At 71.0% G+C, this 26631-nt stretch carries 24 protein-coding genes; 11 read left to right on the top strand and 13 right to left on the bottom strand.

Annotated features, from left to right (window positions below; translation table 11 throughout):
- Window positions 1-103 precede the first annotated feature (103 nt).
- Window positions 104-2047: a hypothetical protein gene (locus STARVERO_RS21055; RefSeq protein WP_244616859.1), complete on the bottom strand. Its 1944-nt coding sequence runs from the start codon at window positions 2045-2047 to the stop codon at window positions 104-106.
- 263 nt (window positions 2048-2310) lie between these two features.
- Between STARVERO_RS21055 and aptA the strand changes: the two genes are divergently transcribed.
- The 3 genes from aptA (at window position 2311) to STARVERO_RS21040 (ending at window position 6872) form a co-directional block, all read left to right on the top strand.
- Window positions 2311-3660, top strand: a complete 1350-nt coding sequence (gene aptA / locus STARVERO_RS21050; protein WP_144341721.1) for an omega-aminotransferase AptA — start codon at window positions 2311-2313, stop codon at window positions 3658-3660.
- A 310-nt stretch (window positions 3661-3970) separates the two neighbouring features.
- Window positions 3971-6463 carry an ATP-dependent helicase HrpB gene (hrpB, locus tag STARVERO_RS21045; protein WP_159601345.1) on the top strand — a complete coding sequence of 831 codons (2493 nt, stop codon included), beginning with the start codon at window positions 3971-3973 and terminating at the stop codon, window positions 6461-6463.
- Window positions 6464-6653: 190 nt separating this feature from the next.
- The gene (locus tag STARVERO_RS21040) at window positions 6654-6872 is read left to right on the top strand and encodes a hypothetical protein (RefSeq protein ID WP_144341719.1); all 219 of its coding nucleotides are present in this window, start codon (window positions 6654-6656) and stop codon (window positions 6870-6872) included.
- On the opposite strand, the gene STARVERO_RS21035 is transcribed toward STARVERO_RS21040, so the two are convergent.
- Complete coding sequence (locus STARVERO_RS21035) at window positions 6873-8192, bottom strand: hemolysin family protein (protein ID WP_144341718.1); 1320 nt, start codon at window positions 8190-8192, stop codon at window positions 6873-6875.
- Window positions 8193-8349: 157 nt separating this feature from the next.
- Between STARVERO_RS21035 and aroC the strand changes: the two genes are divergently transcribed.
- The 3 genes from aroC to STARVERO_RS21020 all read left to right on the top strand — a co-directional run bounded on the left by aroC (window position 8350) and on the right by STARVERO_RS21020 (window position 11843).
- Window positions 8350-9462 (top strand): chorismate synthase, encoded by a 1113-nt coding sequence (aroC, locus tag STARVERO_RS21030; protein ID WP_159601343.1) that lies wholly within the window; start codon window positions 8350-8352, stop codon window positions 9460-9462.
- An 83-nt stretch (window positions 9463-9545) separates the two neighbouring features.
- On the top strand, window positions 9546-10850 hold the full coding sequence (gene ribB, locus STARVERO_RS21025; protein WP_159601341.1) for a 3,4-dihydroxy-2-butanone-4-phosphate synthase: 1305 nt from the start codon (window positions 9546-9548) through the stop codon (window positions 10848-10850).
- Between the two features lie 189 nt (window positions 10851-11039).
- Entirely contained in the window at window positions 11040-11843 is an 804-nt protein-coding gene (locus tag STARVERO_RS21020) for a DUF1194 domain-containing protein (protein ID WP_159601339.1), read from the top strand.
- Between the two features lie 3 nt (window positions 11844-11846).
- Here the strand turns inward: STARVERO_RS21020 and STARVERO_RS21015 are convergent, their stop codons facing one another.
- Entirely contained in the window at window positions 11847-13097 is a 1251-nt protein-coding gene (locus tag STARVERO_RS21015) for a class I SAM-dependent RNA methyltransferase (protein WP_159601337.1), read from the bottom strand.
- A 213-nt stretch (window positions 13098-13310) separates the two neighbouring features.
- On the opposite strand from STARVERO_RS21015, the gene STARVERO_RS21010 reads away from it, so the two are divergent.
- Entirely contained in the window at window positions 13311-13847 is a 537-nt protein-coding gene (locus STARVERO_RS21010; RefSeq protein WP_159601335.1) for a DUF1097 domain-containing protein, read from the top strand.
- 38 nt (window positions 13848-13885) lie between these two features.
- Here the strand turns inward: STARVERO_RS21010 and STARVERO_RS21005 are convergent, their stop codons facing one another.
- Both STARVERO_RS21005 and dxs read right to left on the bottom strand, forming a co-directional pair.
- Window positions 13886-14575: a TlyA family RNA methyltransferase gene (locus STARVERO_RS21005; RefSeq protein WP_244616958.1), complete on the bottom strand. Its 690-nt coding sequence runs from the start codon at window positions 14573-14575 to the stop codon at window positions 13886-13888.
- 127 nt (window positions 14576-14702) lie between these two features.
- Window positions 14703-16625, bottom strand: coding sequence for a 1-deoxy-D-xylulose-5-phosphate synthase (gene dxs, locus STARVERO_RS21000; RefSeq protein WP_159601331.1), 1923 nt, complete (start codon window positions 16623-16625; stop codon window positions 14703-14705).
- A 247-nt stretch (window positions 16626-16872) separates the two neighbouring features.
- On the opposite strand from dxs, the gene STARVERO_RS20995 reads away from it, so the two are divergent.
- The gene (locus tag STARVERO_RS20995; RefSeq protein WP_159601329.1) at window positions 16873-18174 is read left to right on the top strand and encodes an RBBP9/YdeN family alpha/beta hydrolase; all 1302 of its coding nucleotides are present in this window, start codon (window positions 16873-16875) and stop codon (window positions 18172-18174) included.
- Window positions 18171-18758, top strand: a complete 588-nt coding sequence (locus tag STARVERO_RS20990; RefSeq protein WP_144341709.1) for a protein-S-isoprenylcysteine O-methyltransferase — start codon at window positions 18171-18173, stop codon at window positions 18756-18758. Before STARVERO_RS20995 ends, STARVERO_RS20990 begins: the two co-directional genes overlap by 4 nt.
- Window positions 18759-18770: 12 nt before the next feature.
- Here the strand turns inward: STARVERO_RS20990 and STARVERO_RS20985 are convergent, their stop codons facing one another.
- The 3 genes from STARVERO_RS20985 to STARVERO_RS20975 form a co-directional block, all read right to left on the bottom strand.
- Complete coding sequence (locus STARVERO_RS20985) at window positions 18771-19193, bottom strand: DUF1284 domain-containing protein (RefSeq protein ID WP_159601327.1); 423 nt, start codon at window positions 19191-19193, stop codon at window positions 18771-18773.
- Between the two features lie 68 nt (window positions 19194-19261).
- Window positions 19262-19507, bottom strand: a complete 246-nt coding sequence (locus STARVERO_RS20980; protein WP_144341707.1) for an exodeoxyribonuclease VII small subunit — start codon at window positions 19505-19507, stop codon at window positions 19262-19264.
- An 85-nt stretch (window positions 19508-19592) separates the two neighbouring features.
- Window positions 19593-20522: a histone deacetylase family protein gene (locus STARVERO_RS20975; RefSeq protein ID WP_144341706.1), complete on the bottom strand. Its 930-nt coding sequence runs from the start codon at window positions 20520-20522 to the stop codon at window positions 19593-19595.
- Between the two features lie 228 nt (window positions 20523-20750).
- On the opposite strand from STARVERO_RS20975, the gene STARVERO_RS20970 reads away from it, so the two are divergent.
- Together STARVERO_RS20970 and STARVERO_RS20965 are read left to right on the top strand one after the other, a co-directional pair.
- Window positions 20751-21725 (top strand): L-threonylcarbamoyladenylate synthase, encoded by a 975-nt coding sequence (locus STARVERO_RS20970; protein ID WP_159601970.1) that lies wholly within the window; start codon window positions 20751-20753, stop codon window positions 21723-21725.
- A 198-nt stretch (window positions 21726-21923) separates the two neighbouring features.
- The gene (locus tag STARVERO_RS20965) at window positions 21924-23264 is read left to right on the top strand and encodes a cell wall hydrolase (RefSeq protein ID WP_159601325.1); all 1341 of its coding nucleotides are present in this window, start codon (window positions 21924-21926) and stop codon (window positions 23262-23264) included.
- A gap of 595 nt (window positions 23265-23859) precedes the next feature.
- Here STARVERO_RS20965 and STARVERO_RS20960 read toward each other — a convergent pair.
- From STARVERO_RS20960 to STARVERO_RS20940, 5 genes are all read right to left on the bottom strand, one after another.
- Complete coding sequence (locus STARVERO_RS20960; protein WP_159601323.1) at window positions 23860-24342, bottom strand: F0F1 ATP synthase subunit B family protein; 483 nt, start codon at window positions 24340-24342, stop codon at window positions 23860-23862.
- A 10-nt stretch (window positions 24343-24352) separates the two neighbouring features.
- Window positions 24353-24970 carry a F0F1 ATP synthase subunit B gene (locus tag STARVERO_RS20955; RefSeq protein WP_144341703.1) on the bottom strand — a complete coding sequence of 206 codons (618 nt, stop codon included), beginning with the start codon at window positions 24968-24970 and terminating at the stop codon, window positions 24353-24355.
- Between the two features lie 86 nt (window positions 24971-25056).
- The gene (locus tag STARVERO_RS20950) at window positions 25057-25284 is read right to left on the bottom strand and encodes a F0F1 ATP synthase subunit C (RefSeq protein WP_029350478.1); all 228 of its coding nucleotides are present in this window, start codon (window positions 25282-25284) and stop codon (window positions 25057-25059) included.
- Window positions 25285-25347: 63 nt separating this feature from the next.
- On the bottom strand, window positions 25348-26097 hold the full coding sequence (locus tag STARVERO_RS20945; RefSeq protein ID WP_186291862.1) for a F0F1 ATP synthase subunit A: 750 nt from the start codon (window positions 26095-26097) through the stop codon (window positions 25348-25350).
- Window positions 26098-26233: 136 nt separating this feature from the next.
- The gene (locus STARVERO_RS20940; protein ID WP_200837881.1) at window positions 26234-26617 is read right to left on the bottom strand and encodes an AtpZ/AtpI family protein; all 384 of its coding nucleotides are present in this window, start codon (window positions 26615-26617) and stop codon (window positions 26234-26236) included.
- Window positions 26618-26631 lie beyond the last annotated feature (14 nt).

Raw genomic sequence — 26631 nt, 5'->3', positions numbered from 1 at the left:
GGAGGGGCGGGAAAGGGACCGACACGCGCTATAGCCGGTTCGCGGGTGGGACGCCACGCGACCTTTGTGCGGTGCCCCCGCGCGAGAAGCCGGCGGCGCCGGATCAGTTGGCCGCGGCGGCCGAATTGCGCAGCGGCAGGCCCACGGCGGCCAGATCGGCGCGCACCTTCCGGGCGATGGCGGGATCGGGGAAGAAATGGCGGATCATCACGTCCGGCTCGCTCACCCAGGCCGGCGCGAGGGCGACGAGCTTGCGCACATCCGCGCGGGCCGCCTCGTCCTCGCCGACGAGATGGCTCGCCAGCGCGCGGGCCAGCAGGCCCGGCGCGTAGCCCTCGCCCATGAGCTGGTCGGCGGCGGCGGCCGCCGCCGGACCGTCGCCCTTCAGATAGGCGGCGACGACGCGGTGATAGTCCACCCAGGGCGGCATGCCCGGCGCCGCCTGCGCGGCCTTGGCCAGCATCGCCTCGCCGCGCGCGATCTCGCCCAGCGCCACCAGCCGGCCGCCGAAATCGGCCAGCACGTCGACGTCATAGGGGTTGAGCTCCAGCGCCGCCTCGCCGGCCGCGATGGTGGCGGCGCGCTCGCCGCGGAAGAAGTGCACGTCCATCAGCACCCGCCGCGCATAGGCGCTGGTCGGCGCGAGTTCCACCGCCTGCTCGGCGGCGGTGAGCGCGCGGGCGAGCGCCGGCGGGCCGGGCTGCGGATTCGCGCCGGCCCGCACCTCGTCGAGATAGAGCTCGGCGAGCAGCGCATAGCCGAGCGCGAAGGTGCTGTCCGCCGCCACCGCCTTTTCGAGGCAGGCGCGCGCCGCGTCGTGCTCGGCCGGCACGTAGGAGCGCCAGTAGGAATAGGCGGTCAGCACGCAGCCATAGGGCCCGGCGGCTTCCGGCCCGCCGGCGGCGGTGACGCGGGCGCGGGCGCGGCTCTGGATGATGCCGTAAGGCTCGGCGATGGCGGCCATGATGTCGCGCACCAGCGCGACCTCGGAGGCGCTGGCATCCCCGCCGCGCCGCAGGCTGTCGAACTCGCGCGACCAGACGATGGTGCCGTCGCACAGGTCGGACAGGCGCAGCAGCACCGAGATGCTGCCGTCGTCATGGTTCTCCACCAGCCCGCCCAGCGCGAAGACGGAATGGGGCGAGGTGCCCTCGGCGCTGCATCTGAGCGCCGGACGGGCATCGGGGCTCGCCAGCACGTCGAGCAGGTCGAAGCGGGCCAGCGCGTCGCGCACCCGCACCTCGATGGCCTGGGCGGTGAAATCGCCGCTGCTCACGGCGCCGGCGCTGCTCGCCAGCTCGCTCGGCGGCAGCGGGATGCCGCCGGTCGAATCGAAATCGCGGACCTCGATCATCGGAATGCCCAGGCGGTTCGCCCGCTGGATCGGCTGCCAGGCGGCGCCCGACAGCAGGGCGCGCCATCCCACCGGATCGCCGCCCTCGATCGCCAGCCCGGCCAGAACGACCAGCACCGCAAGCACGGCGAGGCCGAGCACCGCCGCGCGCCATCCCGCCCCGTGCCGCGCGACGGCAACGGGCGGGGGGCGGCGGGCGGGAGAAGCCGGCCCGCCGGCGGGAATCGCGGCAGGCGGCTCCTCCGCAATGGCGGCATCCGCCTCCGGCCCCGGCTCGGCACCCGGCACCGAGACGGCGGCGCCCCGCCGCAGGAATTGCGGCACATAGCTGCCGCGCGGCACCACGATCTCGATCTCGTCGCCCGCGCCGGCCCCCGCGTAATAGCGCTCCAGCGCCCGGCGCAGCCGCGTCGCCTCGACCCGGACGATGGGATCGGCCTGCGGATCGAAGGACGCGTCGCGCCCCAGCGCCTCGACGGCGATGGTGTAGCCCTTGATGGCCTCGCTCCGGCCGTCGAGCGTGGCCTCCACGACGAAGCGCAGGATGTTGGAGAGCTGCGGCGAGGAGCGCAGCTCCTCCGATTCGAGCACATGCGCGAGCGCCTGCCGTACCGCCTCGGCGGCGACGCCGGCCGGCCCGGCCTCCGCCTCCAGGCCGGCGTCGGCCGTCTCAGCTATCGTGCTCTCGGGCACCGCGCAGTCCTACTCTCAAGGCCGATCCGCGAGCGGACCGGCGGCGACACCCCTAGGGTGGGAACGCTTGACGCAAGGTGACTCTACCATGCCTTGCGGCGAGTTGATGGCCGCGATGGGGTACCGGGGTCAAGCCGAAGGCTGGCGCGGCAGAAAGGAAGCTGATCACATCATCATTATTTCTCGTGAGCGCGCGCTGCCCACCCATTATACATGACTAAAAAAGCGCGGTTTCCTTCCCGCCCTTCCAGCCGGAGCTGTCCATGTCTGTCGCTTACGATGTCGACTCCACTGCCGGAGCCAACCCGAACGACCTCGAGGCCTTCTTCATGCCCTTCACGCCCAACCGGGCGTTCAAGGCGCGACCGCGCCTGGTGTCGCGTTCGAAGGACATGCACTACTACACGCCGGAAGGCCGGCCGATCCTCGACGCCACCGCCGGCCTGTGGTGCGCCAATGCCGGCCACAACCGCGACCCGATCGTCGAGGCCATCCAGAAGCAGGCGGCGGAGATGGATTTCGCCCCGCCCTTCCAGTACGGCCACCCCAAGGCCTTCGCCGTCTCCGCCCGCATCGCCGCGCTGGCGCCGGGCGACCTCGACCACGTGTTCCTGTGCAATTCCGGCTCGGAAGCTGGCGACACCGCGCTGAAGATCGCGCTCGCCTATCACGCCACCCGCGGCAACGCGACGCGCACCCGCCTCATCGGCCGCGAGCGCGGCTATCACGGCGTCGGCTTCGGCGGCATCTCGGTCGGCGGCATGTCGCCCAACCGCAAGCTGTTCGGCTCGCTGCTGCCGGGCATCGACCACCTGCCGCACACCTATAACCGCGAGAAGCAGGCCTTCTCGAAGGGCGAGCCGGAATGGGGCGCCGAGCGCGCCGAGGCGCTGGAGGGTCTCGTCACCCTGCACGACGCCTCCACCCTCGCCGCCGTCATCGTCGAGCCGATGTCCGGCTCCACCGGCGCCATTCCCGCGCCGAAGGGCTATCTCAAGCGGCTGCGCGAGATCTGCGACAAGTATGGCATCCTCCTGATCTTCGACGAGGTGATCACCGGCTTCGGGCGCCTCGGCTATGCCTTCGCCGCCGAGCGCTACGGCGTGGTGCCTGATATGATCACCTTCGCCAAGGGCGTGACCTCCGGCGCGGTGCCGATGGGCGGCGTGCTGGTGCGCAAGCACATCTACGACACCTTCGTGAAGAGCGACGATCCGGTCATCGACCTGTTCCACGGCTACACCTATTCGGCGCATCCTCTCGCCTGCGCCGCCTCGCTCGCCACGCTCGACCTCTACCGCGAGGAAGGGCTGTTCGAGCGCGTGCGGGAGATCGAGCCGATCTGGGCGGACGCCTTCCACACGCTGCGCGCCAAGAAGGGCGTGCTCGACATCCGCACCGTCGGCCTCGTCGGCGCGGTGGACTTCGAGTCGCGCGAGGACGGCGTGGGCCGGCGCGCCTATGAGGGCATGGAGCGCGCCTTCCACGAGGAAGGCATCATGGTGCGCACCGCCGGCGACACCTTCGCCGTCAGCCCGCCGCTGATCATCAACGAGAGCCAGATCGGCGAGGTGGTCGACAAGCTCGGCCGGGTGCTCGACAAGATCTTCTGAGCGGGGACGCCCTCCACCAGATCATCCCGCAACATACCGTCATGGCCGGGCTTGACCCGGCCATCCACGGCTTCCGCGTGGAAGACAGGCGTGGATCCCCGGCTCGAGGCCGGGGATGACGTCGCATGGGAATTCAATCGTCTTCCCGGAATCGCCGCCGGCGATATCCGCGAACGTTCTCCCGCTACGATGCAGGTCATCCCGGGGTGCCGCCGGCGGCCTTTGGCCGGGCCTCTCAGGTTGACGTCGTCTATGCGGCGCCCTCGGGGTTGTTCCCGCCATCGGCAACCGGCTGTATAGCCATCGCCCGATGCCCGCGCCCTTCGCCACGCCCTTTGCGGCGCCCTTGCCCATCGACGACGCCCTGCCGGCGCTCACCGCCGCGCTGCGCGCCGGCACGCGCGCCGTGCTGGTCGCCCCGCCGGGGGCGGGAAAGACGACCCGCGTGCCGCTGGCGCTGCTCGACGCGCCATGGGTCGGGGGCCGGCGCATCCTCGTGCTGGAGCCGCGCCGCATCGCCGCGCGCGCCGCCGCCGAGCGCATGGCGGCGACGCTGGGCGAGAGCGCCGGCGGCACGGTCGGCTACCGCGCCCGCTTCGGCTCGAAGGTCGGGCGCAACACGCGGATCGAGGTGATCACCGAGGGCATCTTCACCCGCATGATGCTCGACGACCCCGAGCTTTCCGGCGTCGCCGCGGTGCTGTTCGACGAGTTCCACGAGCGCAGCCTCGACGCCGATCTCGGCCTCGCGCTGGCGCTCGACGCGCAGGGCGCGTTGCGCGAGGACCTGCGGCTTCTCGTCATGTCCGCCACCCTCGACGGCGCCCGCGTGGCCAGGCTGCTGGGCGAGGCGCCGGTGATCGAGAGCCTCGGGCGCGCCTTTCCGGTCGAGACCCGCTATGCCGGCCGCGATCCGCGCAGTCCCATCGAGCGGCAGATGGCCGAGGCGATCCGGCGGGCGCTGGCGGCGGAGAAGGGTTCCATCCTCGCCTTCCTGCCCGGCGCCGCCGAGATCCGCCGCACCGAGCGGGCGCTGCGCGAGGCGATCACCGATCCCGCCGTCGACATCGACCCGCTCTATGGCGCGCTGGACCCGCGCGAGCAGGACCGCGCCATCTCCCCCGCCCCGGCCGGACGGCGCAAGGTGGTGCTCGCCACCTCCATCGCCGAGACCAGCCTGACCATCGAGGGCGTGCGCCTCGTCGTCGACAGCGGCCTCGCCCGCGTGCCGCGCTTCGAGCCCGGCGTCGGGCTGACGCGACTGGAGACGGTGCGGGTGTCGCGCGCGGCGGCCGACCAGCGGCGCGGCCGCGCCGGGCGCACGGAGCCGGGAATCTGCATCCGCCTGTGGAACGAGCCGGAGACGGCGAGCCTGCCCGCCTTCGCCGTGCCCGAGATGCTCGCCGCCGACCTGACGCGGCTCGTGCTCGACCTCGCCATGTGGGGCGTGCGCGACCCCTCTTCGCTCGCCTTCCTCGACCCGCCGCCCGAGCCGGCGGTGAAGGAGGCGAAAGCGCTGCTCGCCGCCCTCGGCGCGCTGGACGCGGACGGGCAGGTGACGGCGCCGGGCCGCGCCATGGCCCGCCTGCCGCTGGGGCCGCGCCTCGCCCGCATGGTGACCGAAGGCGCCAGGCGTGGGGCGGGAGAGCAAGCCGCGCGGATCGCCGCCATCGTCTCCGAGCGCGGACTCGGCGGCGACGCACCCGACCTCGCCCACCGGCTGGCGGACCTCGCCCGCGACCGCTCCCGCCGCGCCGAGGAGGCCCGCCGGCTGGCGGAGCGCTGGGCGCGCGAGGCCGAACGGCTGGCGGCGGACGACCAGACGACCGCCGGACCGCCGCCCTCCCCCGCCGTGCTGCTGGCGCTGGCCTTCCCCGACCGCATCGCGCGCGGGCGCGGCGACGGGCGCCGCTTCGTGCTGGCGAACGGGCGCGGGGCGGCGCTCGATCCCGCCTCGCCGCTCGCCCGCGCGCGTTTCCTCGCCGTCGCCGAGCTTACCGGCACGGCGGACGAGGCGCGCATCCTGCTCGCCGCCGAGCTGACCGAGGCCGAGATCGAGGCGGAGTTCGGCGAGGCGATCACCGAAGGAGTGGAGACCGGCTTCGACGCCGCCTCCGGCGCGCTGCGCGCGCGCCATGTGCGCCGGCTCGGCAGCCTCGTCCTCGCCGAACGCACCGCCGCGCTGAAGCCGGGGACGGAGACGGCCCGCGCGCTCGCCCGCGCCGCCGCGCGCGGGCTGGAACGGCTCGCCTGGTCCGATGCGCAGCGGCAATGGCTCGACCGCGCCCGCTTCCTGCACGCCAGCGCGCCCGATATCTGGCCGGACCTGGCATGGGCCACGCTCGCGGAAACGATCGAGGAATGGCTGGCGCCGCAGCTCGACGGGCTGACCGCGCTCGGCCAGATCAATGCCGACGTGCTCGGCCGCGCGCTCGGCGGCCTTCTGCCATGGGAGCTGGCGCGGCGCATGGAGCAGGAGGCGCCGAGCCATTTCGAGGTGCCGACCGGCTCGCGCCTGCCCATCGACTACGCCGCCGAGGGCGGGCCGACCCTGAGCGTGCGGGTGCAGGAGCTGTTCGGCCTCACCACCCACCCCGCCATCGCCGGCGGGCGCGTGCCGCTGGTGCTCGCGCTGCTCTCGCCGGCGCACCGGCCGATCCAGCTCACCCGCGACCTGCCGTCCTTCTGGAGCGGTTCGTGGCGGGACGTGCGCGCCGACATGCGCGGGCGCTACCCCAAGCATCCCTGGCCGGAAGACCCCGCCAGCGCCGCGCCGACGCGCCGGGCCAAGCCGCGCGGCTGAACGGATCCGGGCGCCGCCGGCCGCAAAGTATTAACCATCTTGCGGCGGCAAACATTAACCACAGGCCAAGAGTTCCCGCGCCTCGCCTCTGCTTTAACGTGCAGGCAAGGTCTGCGGCGCAAGGTGTCCGCATAATAAAATCTGTCATCAGACAGATGTCCTGCGGATGATACCAAGCAGAGATATGGCCATGAGAGAGATGGTGGAACGGGAACTGGTCGGCCGGGAGCTGGCGTCGCGGCGCCGCGCTGCCGTTGCCCGCCGCTCGCACGGCACCGGCCTCGAATACGGCCTCATCGCCGCCGCCCTCGCGGTCGCCATCGTCACGGTCGTGGTCGGCGTCGGCACGCGCTATGGCAGCGTGCCGGCCGCCAACCCGATCACCGCCACCGAGGCGGCGCTGCGCTGATCAGCCCATGAGGGGCGCGCGGCGCCTCGGGACCACGGCGCGCGAGACCAGCAGCTTGTCCACGCGCCTTCCATCCATGTCGACCACTTCGAAGCGCCAGCCCAGGGCCTCGAAGACGGCGCCCTCCTCCGGCAGCGCCTTCAGCTCGTGCAGCACGAAGCCCGCCGCGGTGTGGAAGCCGGCATCGTGCGGGATGCGGATGCCGAGCGCGTCCGCCAGCTCGTCGATCGGCGTCGAGCCGGCGACCAGATAGCTGCCGTCGGTACGCTCCACCATGTCGGGCTTGGCGTGTCCCGCCTCGTCGAGCACCACCGAGCCGGCGATGGCGTCGAGCAGGTCGGCCGGGGTGAGGATGCCGACCATCGAGCCATATTCGTCGACCACCAGCGCCAGCGGCGATTCCGCGTGGCGCAGCACCTTCATCGCGTCGAGCGCGCCGGCGGTCTCCACCAGCACCGCCGCCGGCTTCACGAAGCGGCGGGGGTCCGGCGTCTCGCCGTCGAGATAGGCTTCCAGCAGGTCGCGGATGTCGATGACGCCGACGCTCTCCTCCGGCGTGCCCTCGCAGGCCGGCATGCGGGTGTGGCCGGTCTCGCGGATGGTCCGGCGCACCTCGTCGGGATCGTCGGTGAGGTCGATCCAGTCGACATCGGTGCGCGGCGTCATCACCGCGCGCACCGGCCGGTCGGCGAGGCGCATGACGCCGGCGATCATCCGGCGCTCGTCCGGGTCGATCACGCCGGCGGTCTCCGCCTCGGCGACGATGGCGCGGATCTCCTCGTCGGTGACGTTGTTCTCGTCGCCCTTGCCGTGCTCGCCGAGCAGGCGCAGCACGACGCGCGAGGAGATGTCGAGCAGCCACACGGCCGGCGCGGCGATGCGCGAGAGCAGCATCATGCCCGGCGCGACGAGGCTCGCCAGCCTCTCCGGGCTCTGCAGCGCCAGGCGCTTGGGGATCAGCTCGCCGATGATCAGCGAGACATAGGTGATCGCCGCCACCACGATGGAATAGCCGAGACCGCCCGCGAGGCCCGGCGCCACGCCGCGCCCCTGCAGCCACTGGCCCAGCATCTCGCCGAGCGTGGCGCCGGAGAAGGCGCCGGCGAGGATGCCGATCAGCGTGATGCCGATCTGCACGGTGGACAGGAAGCGGCCGGGATCGGCGGCGAGCCCCAGCGCGATTCGGGCGCCGCGCGAGCCGTTGTCGGCCATGGCGCGCAGACGGGCGGGACGGGCGGAAACGACGGAGAGCTCGGCCATGGCGAGAACGCCGTTGATCAGCACGAGCAGGATAACGACAGCGATTTCAAACAGGGGCATGGGTGACGGGGAATATCCTCTTGTCCGGTATTATGTAGCACGGATGCCGCCATTCTCCACATTGACCCTCGCGCGCCGTGACCGGGCCCCGGTTTGACGCCCGTCGCGCAGGCGCCTAGAAGCGCCGGAAACCCGTCCCTTCCGCCGGCGAGCTGCGATGTCCTTCAATACTTTCGGCCATCTTTTCCGGGTGACGACCTTCGGCGAGAGCCACGGCCCGGCCATTGGCGGCGTGATCGACGGCTGCCCGCCCGGCCTGCGCTTCCGGCTGGAGGACGTGCAGGCGGCGCTCGACCGGCGGCGCCCCGGCCAGTCGCGCTTCACCACCCAGCGGCGCGAGCCGGACGAGGTGAAGATCCTCTCCGGCACGCTGGCGGAGGAGGACGGCACGCTCGTCTCCACCGGCACGCCGATCGCCCTGCTGATCGAGAATGTCGACCAGCGCTCCAAGGACTATTCGGCGATCTCCGAAAGCTACCGCCCCGGCCATGCGGACTATGCCTATGACGTGAAGTACGGCCTGCGGGACCATCGCGGCGGCGGGCGCTCCTCGGCGCGCGAGACCGCGGTGCGCGTCGCCGCCGGCGCCATCGCCGCCCGGGTGCTGCCCGGCGTCACCATCACCGGCGCGCTGGTGCAGATGGGCGAGATCGGCATCGACCGGGCGAACTGGGACGACGCCGAGATCGGCCGCAACCCGTTCTTCTGCCCGGACGCGAAGGCGGCCGCGCGCATGGCCGACTATCTCGACGGCATCCGCAAGGCGGGCTCCTCGGTCGGCGCGGTCGTCGAGGTGGTGGCCGAGGGCGTGCCGCCGGGCCTCGGCGCGCCGATCTACGGCAAGCTGGACGCCGACCTCGCGAGCGCGCTGATGAGCATCAACGCGGTGAAGGGCGTGGAGATCGGCGAGGGCTTCGCCAGCGCCACGCTGACCGGCGAGGACAATGCCGACGAGATGCGCATGGGCAATGACGGCCGCCCCGTCTTCCTCGCCAACCATGCCGGCGGCATTCTCGGGGGCATCTCCACCGGCCAGCCGGTGGTGGCGCGCTTCGCGGTGAAGCCGACCTCCTCCATCCTCACGCCCCGCCGCACGGTGACGCGCCACGGCGAGGACGCGGAGATCGTCACCAAGGGCCGGCACGACCCGTGCGTGGGCATCCGCGCCGTGCCGGTGGGCGAGGCCATGGTCGCCTGCGTGCTGGCGGACCATTTCCTGCGCCATCGCGGGCAGGTCGGCACCCCGCCGGCATGGCCCTTCCCGCGCTGAGGTTCCGGCGCATTTTCAGTATTGCTGAAATGCGCGCGACGAATTTCATTGCCACTGAATAAACCTCGTCCTATCGTCCCGTCATGAAACTCGCGGACTGGCTCGCCACGACCGGCACGACGCGCAGCGCCTTTGCGCGCGCCGCCGGCCTGTCGCCCGCCAGCATCACCGCGCTGTGCAAGGACGAAACGGCCTGGGTCTCCCGGGAAGCGGGCGCGCGCATCGCGGCCGCCACCGGCGGCGCGGTGACGCCGAACGACTTTCTCGGGCTCGATAGCGTGGAGGTGGCATTCATGAGCGACAATCTGCAGGCCCGCGTCGAAGAGGCCATCGAAGCCTTCGCCCGCGGCGAGATGCTGGTCGTCACCGACGACGACGACCGCGAGAACGAGGGCGACCTCATCCTCGCCGCCAGCCACGCGACGCCCGAGAAGCTCGCCTTCATCGTGCGCCACACCTCCGGCATCGTCTGCACCCCGCTCAGTGCCGAGCACGCCAAGCGGCTGCGGCTCAACCCGATGGTGACGGACAACGACGCCCCGCATTCGACCGCCTTCACCATCTCGGTGGACTATCGCCACGGCACCACCACCGGCATCTCCGCCGAGGACCGCACCGCCACCGTGCGGGCGCTCGCCAATCCCAATGCCGGCGCCGCCGATTTCGTCCGCCCCGGCCACATCTTCCCGCTGATCGCCAAGGAAGGCGGCGTGCTCATGCGCTCGGGCCACACCGAGGCGGCCGTCGACCTCTGCAAGCTCGCCAACATGGAGCCGGTCGGCGTCATCTGCGAGCTTGTCAACGACGACGGCACGGTGATGCGCGGCCCGCGGGTCGCCGAGTTCGCGAGCACCCACAAGCTCACCCGCATCTCGGTGGCCGACCTCATCGCCTATCGCCAGCTGCGCGAAAAGCTGGTCAGCCGCACCGCCGAATTCGCCGCCCCCACCGTGGTCGGCGAGATGCACGGCATCTCCTATGTCACGCCCTTCGAGCCGGTGAACCACATCGCGCTGGTGCACGGGAAGATCGGCGACGGGCGCGACGTGCTGGTGCGCCTGCACCGCGCCGACCCGATCGCCGACGTGTTCACCGGCGGCAAGGCGATCCGCGCCTCGCTGGAGCGCATCAAGGCGGAAGGGCGCGGCGTGCTGGTCTATCTGCGCGACGGCACCACGGGCGTTCCGGCCTCCACCGTCGGCGACGAGGAGAAGATCGAGAGCGCCAAGCTGCGCGACCAGAACTGGCGCGAGGTCGGCCTCGGCGCGCAGATCCTGCGCGACCTCGGCATCTCGTCGATCCGCCTGCTCGCCTCCCGCGCGCGCACCTATGTCGGCGTCGCCGGCTTCGGCATCGAGATCAGCGGCACCGAGACGCTGGACGTCTGATCCGGCGGCCTTGCGGGCCCCCTTGCCGGTATCTTCCCGGCGCCTTCCCTTGAGGAAATCCGCTCACGCGAATGGCATTGCGTGGGCGCACCTGCCCGCAATTTCGACTTCAGGCCCCCCGCCGGCCGTGTCACCATGAATGTGACGCGTCTCTGACACGTCGAGGTCCCGTCACCGACGGAGGTCGCGATGTCGCGTGTGCGTGTGTGGCTGGCGCTGGCCGCGTTGCTGTTGGCGGTGCCGGCGGGTGGACGTGCCTGGGCCGACGATCAGGTCGACGTCGAGCTGGTGCTGGCGGTCGACGTTTCCTACTCGATGGACCTCGACGAGCTCGCGCTCCAGCGCGAGGGCTACATGAAGGCCGTCACCTCCCCCGAGTTCCTCAACGCGCTGAAGCTCGGCCCCAATGGCCGCGTCGCCATCGCCTATGTCGAATGGGCCGGCGTCGAGGAGCAGAAGCTGGTGGTCGACTGGACCTTCATCAGCGGCCCGAAGGACGCGGAAGCCTTCGCCCGGGCGATCGGCGGCGCGCCGCTGCGCCGCGTCTACCGCACCTCGATCTCCGGGGCGATGGAGTTCAGCGCCGGGCTGATCGAGCACAACGCGATCAGGGGCCTGCGCCGCGTCATCGACATTTCCGGCGACGGCACCAACAACCAGGGTCCGCTGGTCGACGCCACCCGCGACGACGTGGTCGGGCGCGGCATCACCATCAACGGCCTGCCCTTGATGCTGAAGGAAGCGGCGGGCTCGATGCTCGATATCGACCAGCTCGACATCTATTACGAGGACTGCGTGATCGGCGGCCCCGGCGCCTTCGTCATCCCGGTGCGCGGCCCGCATGAATTCGCCGACGCCATCAAGACCAAGCTGGTGCTGGAGATCGCCGGCGTGGTGCCGCCCAAACCGCAGCTCGTCCACCGCGCCGCCGACGCCACCCGCGTCTCCTGCGCGGTCGGCGAGCGCATGTGGATGGAGCGCTGGGGGAACTGAACCCTAGCGCCGGAACACCCCGACCAGCTCCACATGGGCGGAATAGAGGAACTGGTCGACCGGCGTCACATGCTCCAGCCGGTAGCCGCCCTCGGTCAGGATCGCGGCGTCGCGGGCGAAGGTGACGGGATCGCAGGAGACGCCGACCACCAGCGGCACGGCGCTGGCGGCGAGCTGGCGCGCCTGCGCCTCCGCGCCCTGCCGCGGCGGATCGAACACCGCCGCGTCGAGGCCCTTCATCTCCTGCGCCAGCAGCGGGCGGCGGAACAGGTCGCGCACCTCCGCCGTCACCGGCTTCAGCCCGGCCACGCCGCGCGTCGCCTTGAGGAGCGCTTCGACCGCGGGAGCGGAGGATTCGTAAGCCGCGACCCGCGCCCGCTCCGCAAGGCGCAGCCCGAAGGTGCCGACGCCCGAGAACAGGTCGGCGATCCGGCCGGCGCCGGACAGCGCCTCCGTCACCAGCGCCGCCAGGGCCGCCTCGCCCGCCGCCGTCGCCTGCAGGAAGGAGCCCGGCGGCAGCACGACGCGGGCGCGGCCCATGGTGACGAGCGGCGGCTCGCGCTGCAGCACCAGTTCGCCGTGCCGGGTGAGTCGGGCGAGACGGTGCTGGCCGGCGACCTCGGCCAGCGCGGCGATGCGGTCCGGCTTCAGGGGACCGCTGCCGCGCACGTCCATGTCGAGGCCGGTCTCGGTCGCCGTCACCTGAATGTCGAGCGGCTTGGCGAGCGGCGCCAGCACCTGCGCCACCGCCCAGGACGCCTTGAGCGCGCCGTCGAGGGCAGGTGCGAGTATCGGGCAGGCGTCGATGGCGACGATGGCGTGGCTGCGGCGCCCCGCATAGCCCACGGCGAGCAGGTCGCGCCCCTTCGGCGCATTGCCGCCGGTGCCGCGCGCATGGAACACCGCGCGCCGCCGCCCCTCGCCATGGGCGGGCACGAGCGGAGCGATCTGCGGCGCGAGCCCGACGCGCGCAAGCGCGTCCACGACCAGCTCGCGCTTCCAGACCTGATAGGGCGCGGCGGCCCAGTGCTGAAGCGCGCAGCCGCCGCAGACGCCGAAATGCCGGCAGACCGGCTCGATCCGCTCCGGGCTCGGCGTCACCACCTCCACGAGCCGCCCGCGGTCGTTCTGGCGCTCGGCCTCCACCACTTCGCCGGCCAGCGTCAGCGGCACATAGACCGGCCCCTGCGGCGTCTCGGCAATGCCGTCGCCGCGATGGCCGAGATGGTCGATGGTGAACAGCGTCCCGCTCATCGGCGGCACGCTCCTGCCATGCGCCATGCAATATTATGTATTGTCGAAATATTTATTCCGTTCAATTCATCTACCTTCTGAAGTAAACCTGATTCCCACATCGAATTGCTGTATCGTTCCCTCGGCTGATTCCGATTCTTAAAATAGTCAGCCTCATTTACTTAGCAAGCGCACATAATAATAAGTTGCGCAGCACACGCAAAGGGGAAATGGATGTCGCTTATCTCGGCACTTGCAATCAGTGTCGGCGTCCTGGGGGGCGTCGCCACCTGGCTCTTCCTCGGCCCTCTGGCCGGGGGCCTGCAGATCTGGGCCGCGTTCATCGCCTGGGCCTGCTTCTTCCACTGCGGCGGCAAGGAAGCCGGACTGAAGGCCACCGTCATGGCCAACATCGCCGGCGCCGTCATGGCATGGCTGACGCTGCTCGCGGTCAGTCGCGGCGGCCTCGGCGAAAGCCTCGGCCTGCCGCTCTGGGCCGGCATCTGCGTCGGCGTCGGCGTGCTGGTGATGATCCTGCTCGCCAACATACCGGCCTTCGCCGCCATTCCGGCGCTGGTCTACGGCTTCGCCGCCACGGCCGGCTACGCGCTGCTGGCCACCGACGGGCTGGCCAGCCTCACCGCCGCGAGCCTCGGCAATCCGCTGGTGACCATCATCCTGTCGATGATCGTCGGCGGCGCCTTCGGCTACGTCTCGGAAAAGGTCGCCGGCGCGCTGGTCGCCAGCGGCCACACGCGCCACGCCGCCTGAGCGGCGCGGAAGCGACGGCGAATACGACGCGGGCGGCCCTATTCCGCCCGCGTCGCCACGATCAGGCTCTCCTCATTGCCGTCGCCGCCGAGAATGGGCGAGACGAGCCGGTGCGTCACCCGCCAGCCCCGCGCCGCGAGCAGCCCCGCGACGCGCCCGGCCGCCTCTTCCCGCGCGGCGGCGTCCTTCACGATGCCCCCCTTTGAGAGCCGGTCGCGGCCGACCTCGAATTGCGGCTTCACCAGCGCCACCAGATGCGCGCCCGGCGCCGCATGGGCGAGCGCGGCCGGCAGCACCTGATCCAGCGAGATGAAGGACACGTCTATGGCGACGATGCCCGCCGGCGGCACCTCGCCGGGCGCAACGTCGCGGATGTCCGTCTCCTCGCGCGAGACGACGCGCGGATCGGCGCGCAGCCGCGCATGGAGCTGGTCGCGCCCGACATCGACCGCATGCACCCGCGCAGCGCCGCGCGCCAGCAGCACCTGCGTGAAGCCGCCGGTGGACGACCCCACGTCGAGCGCCTCCAGCCCGGCCACGGAAAGACCCGCCGCGTCGAGCGCGGCTTCCAGCTTGAGGCCGGCGCGGGAGACCCATTCATAGGCTTCGCGCGCCTCGATCACCGCCTCGGTGGAAATCGTCTCGGAGGGCTTGGCGACCCGTCGCCCGTCCGCCGTCACCAGACCGGCGGCGATGGCGGCCTGCGCCCGCGCGCGGCTGTCGAACAGCCCGCGCTCGACCAGCACGCGGTCGGCGCGCTCGCGGACGGGATGCTCGCGGGCGGGGCGCTCGCGGGCGCCGGACGGCCCCGCCGCGGATTTCGAACGGTCGGCCTTCATCGCCGCGTCCGGCGGCTCAGCCGCGGCGCAGGGCGAGAGCGGCGTCTTCCTCGCGCCCCAGCGCGCCGAACACCCCGCGTACGATGCCCTCGACGTCGAGGCCCGCCTCGCTCAGCTGGGCGGACGGCGCGTCCTGCTCGATGAAGCGGTCCGGCAGCGCCAGCGCGCGCACCTTCAGCCCCCGGTCGAGCGCACCGGCCTCGGCGAGCAGCGTCAGCACATGGCTGCCGAAGCCGCCGACCGCGCCTTCCTCGACCACCACCAGCACCTCGTGCTCGCGCGCCAGCCGCAGCACCAGATCGCGGTCGATCGGCTTGGCAAAGCGCGCATCGGCGACCGTCGTCGACAGGCCGAAGCCGGCCAGTTGCTCGGCGGCGACAAGGCAGGGGGCGAGCCGGGTGCCGAGCGACAGCAGCGCGATCTTCGAACCCTCGCGCACGATACGCCCGCGCCCGATCTCCAGCGGCACGCCATGCTCGGGCCGTTCGACGCCGACGCCCTCGCCGCGCGGATAGCGGAAGGCGATGGGGCCCTCGTCATAGGCGGCGGCGGTCGCCACCATGTGCACCAGCTCGGCCTCGTCGGCGGCGGCCATCACCACCATGCCCGGCAACGTGGCGAGCATCGGCACGTCGAAGGCGCCGACATGGGTGGCGCCGTCCGCGCCCACCAGTCCCGCGCGGTCGATGGCGAAGCGCACCGGCAGGCGCTGGATCGCCACGTCATGGACGATCTGGTCGTAGGCGCGCTGCAGGAAGGTCGAGTAGATCGCGCAGAACGGCTTGAAGCCTTCCGTCGCGAGGCCCGCCGCGAAGGTCACGGCGTGCTGCTCGGCGATGCCGACGTCAAAGGTGCGCGCGGGGAAGACCTGACCGAACAGGTCGAGCCCGGTGCCCGCCGGCATGGCGGCGTTGATGGCGACGATGCGCTCGTCCCGCCGCGCCTCGTCGATCAGGCTCTCGGCGAAGACGCTGGTGTAGCTCGGCGCGTTGGAGGCGGCCTTCTTCTGCGTGCCGGTAGCGACGTCGAAGCGCTGCACGCCGTGATACTTGTCGGCCGAGGCTTCCGCCGGCGGATAGCCCTTGCCCTTCTGGGTGACGACATGCACCAGCACCGGGCCGGTCGGCGCGTCGCGCACATTGCGCAGCACGGGCAGCAGGTGGTCGAGATTGTGCCCGTCGATCGGCCCGACATAGTAGAAGCCGAGCTCCTCGAACAGCGTGCCGCCGGTCCAGAAGCCGCGCGCGAACTCCTCCGCCTGCGCCGCCTTCTTGCCGAGGAAGCGCGGCAGGGCGCGGGTGAGCTGCTTGGCGCTCTCGCGCAGCGTGCGGTAGGTCGGGCCGGAGATCAGCCGGGCGAGATAGGCCGACATGGCGCCCACCGGCGGGGCGATCGACATGTCGTTGTCGTTGAGGATGACGATGAGGCGGGAATCCATCGCCCCGGCATTGTTCATCGCCTCATAGGCCATGCCGGCGGACATGGCGCCGTCGCCGATGACGCAGACCACGTTGCGCTGGGTGCCGGCGAGGTCGCGCGCCACCGCCATGCCGAGCCCGGCCGAGATGGAGGTGGAGGAGTGGCCGGCGCCGAAGGGATCGTACGCGCTCTCGGCGCGGTTGGTGAAGCCGGACAGCCCGCCGCCCTGGCGCAGCGTGCGGATGCGCTCGCGCCGGCCGGTGAGAATCTTGTGCGGGTAGCACTGGTGCCCGACGTCCCAGATCAGCCGGTCGTTCGGCGTATCGAAGACATGGTGCAGGGCCACGGTCAGCTCGACGACGCCGAGCCCGGCGCCGAGATGGCCGCCGGTGACGGACACCGCGTCGATCATCTCCTCGCGCAGTTCCGCGGCGAGCTGGGGAAGCTGGTCCTCGGGCAACCGACGCAGATCGGCAGGCTCGCGGATCGTGTCGAGTAGCGGCGTCGAGGGGCGGGTCAAGAACGGCTCCGAAAACTCATTCGCCGGAAGCGACGATCATGCGCAACGCGATCAGGTGCACCCTGCTCCTGTGCAACGATCGTGCCCGGGGCGAAGTTCAACGGCATACACAAAGGTCGCAGGCGGTGCAACGAAAGCCCGTTCCCCGCGCGCCAATGTGATGCCCGGCGCAACAGAATGTGGAGACCCGCGCCCCCGCCTGCACGAGGATTGGCCTCCCGGCGCGGCTTCCATTAGAAACGCCAGCATGAATCTGGCGCCGACCATTGTGACCGAGGAAAGCCAAGAGGAAAACCGCACGGCCGCCGGGCCGGCCTGGCGGCGGCTGGTGATGTTCTTTCCCGGTCACGACCCGACCGACATGGACTACCACCACGCCCGCTTCGCCTATCAGGCCAAGCTGTTCGGCGATCTCTGGTCCGTCGGCACGAAGGTGACGGGCCGCCTCGACGACGACCGCCAGCCCTATGCCCGCTGGGAGGTCGACAGCCTCGGCGCCAACTGGGCGACCCACACCGACTATCGCCTGCTGCGCTGGGAGGACATCGTGGTCGAGCTCGACGAGCGGCCCGACCCGGTGCGGCTGTGGCAGGGTTTCGGCGGGCTGTGGGATTTCCTGCGCGGCGGCGCGGCGCGCGGCTATTTCCGCGCCAGCCCGCGCTACGGCCTGTTCTTCTTCTTCCCCTATGTCATCGTCGGGCTATTCGCGGTCGCGGGCGGGCTCGCCGGCTGGGGCGCCGGCTGGGCGGCGGGGCATATCCTGCCGTCGGTCCTCGCCTGGGCGCTCGGCCTCGCGGTCGGCGTCGGCGTCTTCTTCGGGCTGTTCCACCGGCCCGGGCGCGACTGGCGCCTCCATCAGGCGCTCGACGACTGGGACCTCGCGCGGGACTACCTGCACGACGACACGCCCGAGCTCGACGCGCGGCTCGACCGCTTCGCCGAGGTGCTGCTGGAAGAGGCCCGCTCCGGCGCGCATGACGAGATCCTGCTCGTCGGCCACAGCCTCGGCGCGACGCTGATCCTCGGCGTGCTCGACCGGGCGCTCGACCGCGATCCCGCCTTCGCCGCCGGACGCACGCGCATCGGCCTGCTGACCTGCGGCGCGACCATTCCCAAGCTCGCCTTGCACGCCCGCGGCGCCAAGGTGCGCCGGCAGGCCGAGCGCATCTCCGCCTTGCCCGAGCTGCGCTGGGCGGAGTACCAGGCGCGGCACGACAGCATCAATTTCTACAAGTTCCACCCGGTCACGCTCCAGCCCACCGCCTTCGAGGCGCCGGAGCCGCGCGAGCCGCAGCTGCGCAACGCCAATCTCAAGGAGATGCTGTCGCCGGAGAAGCTGCACCGGCTGCGCTGGAAGGCGATGCGCCTGCACTACCAGTTCCTGCTCGCCAATGAGCGGCGGGCTCCCTACGACTACTTCATGTTCATCCTCGGCCCGCTGCCCTTCGCCGAGATCACCTCGCGGCCGGAAGGGCCCATGGTCCGCTTCGCGCCGGACGGCTCCCTCGTGCCCGAACCCCCGGTCGAGCAACCCACGGACGCTTCATGAACCTTCTCGTCGCCGCCAAGATCGTCTGGGCCGTGGGCACCGTCGGCTGGTACGTCATCCGCATCCCGTTCGAGCGCAAGGTGAAGCGCGAGCGCGTCGTCGACGTGCGCGACCGCGTGCGCGAGCTGGTGCTGCTCTCCTGCTCGACGCTCGGCCTCGGCATCGTGCCGCTGTTCTGGGCGACCTCGAAGCTGTTCGACTTCGCGAACTACCCCTATTCGGTGGTGCAGTTCGCCCTCGGCACCCTCACCTTCGCCGCCGCGCTCTGGCTGTTCCGCCGCACCCACAAGGACCTCGGCAAGAACTGGTCGGTGACGCTGGAGATCAAGGACAAGCACAAGCTGATCACCGAGGGCGTGTACCGCCATGTGCGCCATCCGATGTACTCGGCCTTCTTCCTGTGGGCGCTGGCGCAGCTCATCCTGATCCCCAACTGGATCGCCGGCCCGGCCGGCTTCGTCGGCTTCGGCATCCTCTATGCCTTCCGCGTCGGGCGGGAGGAGAAGATGATGCTCGACACCTTCGGCGAGGAATACCGCGCCTACAGCGCCCGCACCGCCCGCCTCATACCCGGCGTGTACTAAGGCGGGCCGACATCATCCGCACAGACGCACGCCGGCGAACCCGCCGGCCGCGATGTCCGTGCACAGGCCCGACCACTGGCACCCCTGACAGGCCGTGCGGATCGCCCCGGCGGCGAAGGCCGCGCGCAGCGCCGCCACGCGGACGGGATCGAGCGTGAAGCTCTCGCCCGACGCCAGCGGCCGGCCGAGCAGCGCCGCGACGTCGGCCAATGCCTGCATGTCTCGCTCGCGGACACTGGCGTTGCGGCAGTGGTGGCCGGGCTCGCCCAGCATCGGGGCGCAGATGTCGTCCGGCCCCTCGACCAGCTCCGCCGCCTCGCCGGCGTTCAGCCGCGCGACGATGCGCCGGTAATTGGCGGTGAAGGCGGGCGTGTAGCCCTTGCCGATGAAGGTCAGCAGGCAGAGCAGATGGTGGGCGCGCAGGCGTATCGTCATGCGCGTATCGTCATGCGCGAACCGTCATGAGCAGGGCGTCATGAGCGGGCGTGGCGGCGCACCGGCGGCTATTCGCCGTCGAGCGGCTGGGTGCCGGCCGGGCGGCCGTCGGCGCCGAGGGTGATCTTCTCCACCCGCGCCTCGGCGTCCTTCAGCAGCGCGTCGCAGCGCGCCTTCAGCGCCTCGCCGCGGGCATAGAGCGAGATCGACTCCTCCAGCGGGACATTGCCGCCCTCGAGCTTGGCGACGATGGCTTCAAGCTCGGCCAGCGCCTTCTCGAAGCTCAGCGCGTTCACGTCGGCCACATCGGTCATCGCGTTCTCCCATGAGTCGCGCCCCTTATACAGGCTGGAGCGCGCCGTCTCACCCCTCAGCCGCGCATCAGCGCCATAAGCGGCGTCAGCCGCGCATCAGCGCCATGACATGGGCGGAGGCGGAGCGCGCCAGCCCTTCGAGGTCGTAGCCGCCTTCCAGCACCGAGACGATCCTGCCGCCGCAATGCTTGTCGGCGACGTCCATCAGCTTGCGCGTGACCCAGGTGAAATCGTCTTCCAGCAGGTTGATGTTGGCGAGCGGGTCGCGCGCATGCGCGTCGAAGCCGGCGGAGATGATCAGCAGTTCCGGCCCGAAGGCGTTGAGGCGCGGCAGGATGCGGCTCTCGAACGCCTCGCGGAAATGCTCGCCGGCATCGCCCGAGCGCAGCGGCGCGTTGACGACGTTGTCGGTGGTGCCGCGCTCGCCGACCGAGCCGGTGCCGGGAAAGAGCGGCATCTGGTGCGTCGAGGCGTAGAGCACGCTCGGGTCCGACCAGAAGATCTCCTGCGTGCCGTTGCCGTGATGCACGTCGAAATCGACGATGGCGACGCGCCCGATGCCGTGCACCTTCTGCGCGTGGCGGGCCGCGATGGCGACGTTGTTGAACAGGCAGAAGCCCATCGGCGTGCGGGTCTCGGCATGGTGCCCCGGCGGGCGCATGGAGACGAAGGCATTGTCGACCTTGCCGGTCAGCACCTCGTCGACGCCGAGCACCGAGCCGCCGACGCCGCGCCAGATCGCCTCGCCGGTGCCGGGCGACAACACCGTGTCGCCGTCGATGCGTACCAGCCCCTCATTCGGCATCGCCTCTTCCAGCGCTGCGACGAAATCCTCGGGATGCACGCGCACGATATCCTCGCGCTCACCGAGCGGCGCCTGCTCGCGGGCGAGGGTGGCGAAGGCCTCGCCCTCGAAGACGCGGTTGAGCACCCGCACCCGGTCCGGCCGCTCGGGATGGCCGGCGGGCGTGAGGTGTTCGAGGCAGGCGTCATGCGCGATCAGCAGCGTGGTCATGGCGTTCCCTAGGTCTTTCCGTCGTTCGTTCTTAATTGGCCGTTGGTGGACGATATGCCACCCCGCCGCCGGGGGCCAGCGCGGGGGCGCGCGACGCCGGCGTTTTCCCGGACCGGCCGGTCGCCCGCCCGTGCCGTTGACCCGCCGGGCCGGACATCCTATCCGAACGCGCCTGATCGGGAGAAGCAAGTGAGCCATCCGGCCGAGACCATGACGCGCACCACAAGGATGCTGGCGGCGGACGCCGCCGGCATCGCCGAGGCCGCGCGCGTGCTGGCCGCCGGCGGGCTGGTGGCGCTGCCCACCGAGACCGTCTACGGCCTCGCCTGCGACGCCACCGACCCGCGCGCCGTCGCCAGCCTCTACGCCGCCAAGGGCCGGCCCAGCTTCAACCCGCTGATCGCCCATGTGCCGGATGTCGAGGCGGCGCGCCGCGTCGGTGTTCTCACCCCGGCGGCCGAACTGCTGGCCACCCGCTTCTGGCCGGGCCCGCTGACGCTGGTCGTGCCGGCCTTCGAGGGCGCGACCTGCGCGCTCGCCCGCGCCGGCCTCGCCAGCGTCGCCATCCGCGTGCCCGCCCATGAGGTGGCGCAGGCGGTGCTGCGGGCGGCCGGTCGCCCCATCGCCGCGCCGAGCGCCAACCGCTCCGGCCATGTCTCCCCCACCAGCGCCGCGCATGTGCGGGCCGATCTCGACGGGCGCATCGACCTCATCCTCGATGCCGGGCCCTGCCCGGTCGGGGTGGAATCCACCATCCTCGACTGCACCGGCGACGTGCCGGTGATGCTGCGCCCCGGCGGCCTGCCGCGCGAGGCGATCGAGGCGGCGCTGGGCGCCCCGCTGGCGAGCCCCGCCATCCGCTCCCCGGAAGGGCCCGGCAGCGAGACCGCGCCGCTGGCGCCGGGCATGCTCGCCTCGCATTACGCCCCCGCCGCCCCCGTGCGGCTCGGCGCGCGGGAGGTGAAGCCCGGCGAGGCCCTGCTCACCTTCGCCGGCGCGCATCCGCCGGGCTTCGAGCAGGCCGTGGCCTATCGCGACCTCAGCCCGTCGGGCGATCTGGTCGAGGCCGCCGCCAATCTCTTCGCCCATCTGCGCGATCTCGACCGGGCGGGAGCCGCCGCCATCGCGGTGGTGCCGCTGCCGCGCCACGGGCTCGGTGAGGCCATCGCCGACCGCCTGCGTCGCGCAGCCGCACCCCGCTGACCACCTCCGGCCGGCCGCCCGGTCAAGTAAAAGGGCGTCGCGCTGCGTTTTTCCTCGCTCTGACGGTAGGTCATTAACGCTCGGGCAAGGTTAATACGCGACAACCATAGAGCTGGGGCGCGCGAGGTCTTGCCTGTCACCGACAGGTCACTCCGCAGCCAAACGTTTGTGTCGTTGTTGCGTAGGCGTCGGGTCGACATGCAGATCTCCACGCGTGTTCGAAGCTGGGGGACGAAAGGCGGGCTCCTGCTGCTCCTGCTGGCGGGCGGCAGCACCTCCATCGGCTTCCAGGACATTCTCGGCCGCATGGCGCGCCAGCCGGACGTCACCGAGCGCGCGCGCATCTCCATTCTCGGCGGACCGCTCCACACGCTGAAGGCCTCGACCTTCGCCTGGCCGTCGGCTTCCGCCCTGCTCTCCGGCTCGGCCATCCCCACCCCTCCGGCGGCCAGCCTCGCCATCGACATCAACCGCGACACCAAGGCCGACCGTCTCGCCCTCGACGCCGACGAGCGGCTGGAGGCCGATCCGCTGGCCGGCGCGGGCGATCCCACCCCCGCGAGCCTTGCCGGCAGCGGCACCGCCAGCCCGGCGACGGGCGCCACCGGAACGGCGACGACCGGCGCCGGCACCGGCGCGACGGACGTCTTTGCCGGTGCGGGTAGCGACCCCTATGAGGATGCCGACGACGAGGCGGGCGCCGACATCGCCGCCATCGAGGCACACGGCCTCTATTCCGTGCCGGCCGGCGATCCCACAGGCGATCCCACCCAGCTTGAGGACAACGGCCCGGCCATCGGGCTCGGCACCGGCGAGACCGACATCTCCGTGCCGGGCGACGGCGCGCTGGCCGCGCTGGGCGAGGACGGCGAGCCGGCCGGACGCGCCTCTTACGAGCTCGACCCCGCTCTGCCGCTCTACCGCCAGAACGTCTTCATCTTCGGGCTCGATCAGGCGGCGCTGCCGCCGCAGCCCTTCCTGCACCGTGCACCCGGCGAGCGAGCGCCCATGCCGGGCGAGAGCGGCACCACCACGGCGGCCAAGTCGGATGCCGAGCCGGGCGAGGAGGACGCCCCCCGCCTCGCACGCGGACCCAGCCCGGCGGACCGGCTCGGCCTTTCCGGCAAGCGGCGCGACCGGGCGGAGAAATGCCTCGCCGAAGCCGTCTATTTCGAAAGCCGCGGCGAACCGAAGCGCGGGCAGGTCGCGGTGGCGCAGGTGGTGATGAACCGCGTCTTCTCCGGCTACTACCCCTCGGACATCTGCCGCGCCGTCTACCAGAACGCCAATCGCCGCTTCGCCTGCCAGTTCACCTTCGCCTGCGACAACATCCGCGACGTGGTGACCGAGCCCAGCCTGTGGAAGCAGGCGCAGGAGATCGCCGCCGATATGCTGGACGGGCTGGTGTGGGACGAGAAGGTGGGCCGCGCGACGCACTATCACGCGCGCTCGGTGCGGCCGAACTGGATCCGCGAGATGCGCAAGCTCGACCGCATCGGCGAGCACACCTTCTACCGCCCGCGCCGCTGGACGAGCTGAGGATTTCCTCGCCGCAGCGTCCCTCGAAGGAACGTCATGCCCGGACGTGTTCCGGGCATCCACGTCTTCTTCCTCCCAGACCCCCCAGCAAAGTCGTGGATGGCCGGGTCAAGCCCGGCCATGACGTTGGTCCCCGATCAAGCCATCTTCCCTTCATACCGTCATCCCGGACGGCCGAGAATCGATCCGGGATCGCGGGCAGAATGGAGAGCGGTCCCGGCTCTCCGCTACGCGGAGCCTGCCCCTGGGCTTGCCGGAGGCAAGACCCGAGGGGCCGGGATGACGCCAACTTCACCTTTCCCCGTTGGGCAGAGGTCGCTGCGCTGCGGCGGGTGAGGAGCGACGCGATCGGGGAGCCATAGAAGCCCCCCCCCCCTCACCCCAGCCCTCTCCCCGCGGGGAGAAGGAGCCCGGCATCGCCCAGGGAACGTCATGCCCAGACCTGTTCCGGACATCCGCGTCTTCTCTTCAGGACCGGCCCGGCGACGTCGCGGGTGAGCGGGCCGAGCCTGCCACCCGCGACTTCCCATACCCCGAAACGAAAATGCCCGGCGCGAGGCCGGGCATTCCGTAATTCGTGTCTGCCGGACGAGGCTCAGTTGAGCTTCGACTTCACCTCGGCGACCGCCGAGCTCAGTACCCGGTCGGCGGTGTCGCCGATGACCTGGGCGGCGAGCAGCGCCTCGGAGGCCTTCACGGCCGCATCGGCGGCGGCGGCCTTCACATCCGCGAGCGCCTGCGCCTCGGCCTGGGCGATCTTCTGCTCGGCCATCTTGGTGCGGCGGGCGATCATGTCCTCCAGCTTGGCCTTGCTCTCGGAGGCGAGACGCTCGGCTTCCGCCTTGGCGGTGGTGATGATCGCCTCGGCCTCGGCCTCGGCCTCGCGCTGGCGGCGCTTGTACTCGGCGACGAGCTTCTGCGCCTCTTCCTTCAGCTTGCGGGCCTCTTCCAGCTCCTGCCGGATGCGCTCGCCGCGGGCGTCGAGCTTGGCGGTGATGCCGGAGAACGCGCCGTACTTGGCGAGGATCCCGATGAAGATGATGAAGGCGACGGCGACCCAGAAAGTATCGCTACCCATGGTGCGCTCCTCAGCCCTTGATGGCGGTGTCGACCGCCTCTTCGACCGACTTGGCGGCCGGCGCGGCGCCGATCAGCGTATCGACGATGGCGCTGGCCGTGTCGACCGCGATGCCGCGGACATTGGCCATGGCGGCGTTCTTGGTCGAGGCGATCTGCGCCTCGGCGGCCGCGAGCTTGGCGGCGAGTTCCGCCTCCAGCGACTTGCGGCCGGCGTCGCTCTCCGCGGCGAGCTTGTCGCGCGTCTCGGTGGCGATGCCATGTGCCTTGTTGCGGGCGCTGCCGAGCGCCTGCTCATAGGCCTGCGCGGCGGCCTCGCTCTCCGCCTTGAGCTTGGCGGCTTCCTCGAGATCGTCGGCCACGCGGTCGTGACGCTCCTCGAGGATGTTGGCGATGCGCGGCAGCGCGACGCGGCTCATCAGCAGGTAGAGAGCGCCGAAGGCGATCGCCAGCCAGATGAGCTGCGAGGGGAAAGTATGCGCGTCGAAGGGCGGGAAGCCCCCGCCATGAGCTTCCGCTGGCGGCACTGCGATCTCCACACCGCTTACGGCCGGCAGGGTGCCGGGCGCCGCCGGCGTTTCGGCCTGGGCGATGACGATGATACCGGCCGGACCCTGGGTCTCGGGCATGGTTCAGGCTTCCTCGATCGATGCGGACGTCGGTTCAACGCGACAACGGGCGCGCCGGGAAGGCGCGCCCGAAGCCGTTCAAGGCGTCAGACCACGAAGAGCAGAACGAGCGCGACGACGAGCGAGAAGATGCCCAGACCTTCCGCGAGCGCCGCACCGATGAAGGCGCGGGCGAACTGGCCGTCGGCGGCCGACGGGTTGCGCAGGGCGCCCGAGAGGAAGTTGCCGAAGATGTTACCGACGCCGATGCCGGCGAGACCCATGCCGAGGCAGGCGAGACCGGCGCCGAGGAACTTGGCGGCTTCCGCTTCCATGATCTTCTCCTATTGAATTCGCAAGATTGGTTGATGGCTGGATGAGGTCCCGCGACGCGCCGATCAGTGACCCGGATGCAGAGCGTCGTTGAGATAGATGCAGGTCAGCACCGCGAAGACGTAGGCCTGCAGGGCGGCGACCAGGAATTCGAGCGCGGTGAGCGCGATCACCATGGCGAGCGGCAGCACCGCGCCGAACCACCCGGCGACGCCGGTCGCGGTCATCATCACGATGAAACCGGCGAACACCTTCATGGCGATATGGCCGGCCAGCATGTTGGCGAACAGACGCAGCGAGAGGCTGATGGGCCGCGAGAGGAAGGAGATGACCTCGATCACGACCATGAAGGGAAGCAGGAAGGCCGGCACGCCCGACGGCACGAAGAGGTGCAGGAAATGGGTACCGTGGCGGGCGAAGCCGTAGATGATCACGGTGCCGATCACCACCAGCGCCAGCGCGGCGGTGACGATGATGTGGCTGGTGACGGTGAAGGCATAGGGAACCATGCCGACGAAGTTGGCCACCAGCACGAAGATGAACAGCGAGAACACCAGCGGGAAGAACTTCATTCCCTCGTTGCCGGCGGTCGAACGCACCGTCGAGGCGACGAACTCGTAGGAGATCTCCGCCAGCGACTGAAGGCGGCCGGGCACCAGGGTGCGGCCGCGCGTGGCGAAGGTGAGGAAGAAGAACACCAGCGCCACGATGCCGAACATGAAGGCGGCGGAATTGGTGAAGGCGAGCTCGATGCCGCCGGGCTTCCCTAGATCCACGATCTTGATGATCTGGAACTGATGGATCGGATCGATCACGCTGCCGCTGGCCATCGCCGGTCGCTGCCCTCAACACGCGGCGCCGTGAAGCGCCCGTCCCCATCTCGTGCGCCGCCTATGGCGGCACTGCCCATCTGCTTCGACACCCGCCAGGAGGCCGGCACCGACAAACCCCTTACGCCCCGCCCTTCGGCGGCGTCTTGCGGCCGGTTTCCCCGGCGGCGCGCATCATGTTCATCACGCTCGCCCCGAAGCCGAGCAGCAGGAACACGATCATTCCCCACGGCGACGTGCCGATGAGGTAGTCGAAACCCCAGCCGAGGCCGGCCCCGACCAGAACTCCGGCGACGAACTCGCTCCCCAGGCGGAAAGCCAGCGTCATGCCCGCCGACGCGGAGGTCCGGTCCGGCACCGCGGACCTCGCCTCTTCGACCTTGCGCTCGGCGTGCACCTTGTCGAGGGCACTGCCCAGCCCGCGCAGCCGGCCGGTGAGTTCGGCGTCGGAGAGATCCGGCCTACCCGAGTCACCCTGGCCGTCCGTCTTGTCTCGGTCGCCCATGATCCACGCTCAAG

The sequence above is a fragment of the Starkeya nomas genome (assembly GCF_902703545.1).
Lineage (GTDB): Bacteria > Pseudomonadota > Alphaproteobacteria > Rhizobiales > Xanthobacteraceae > Ancylobacter > Ancylobacter moscoviensis.
This window is presented reverse-complemented; position numbering and strand designations above follow the sequence as displayed.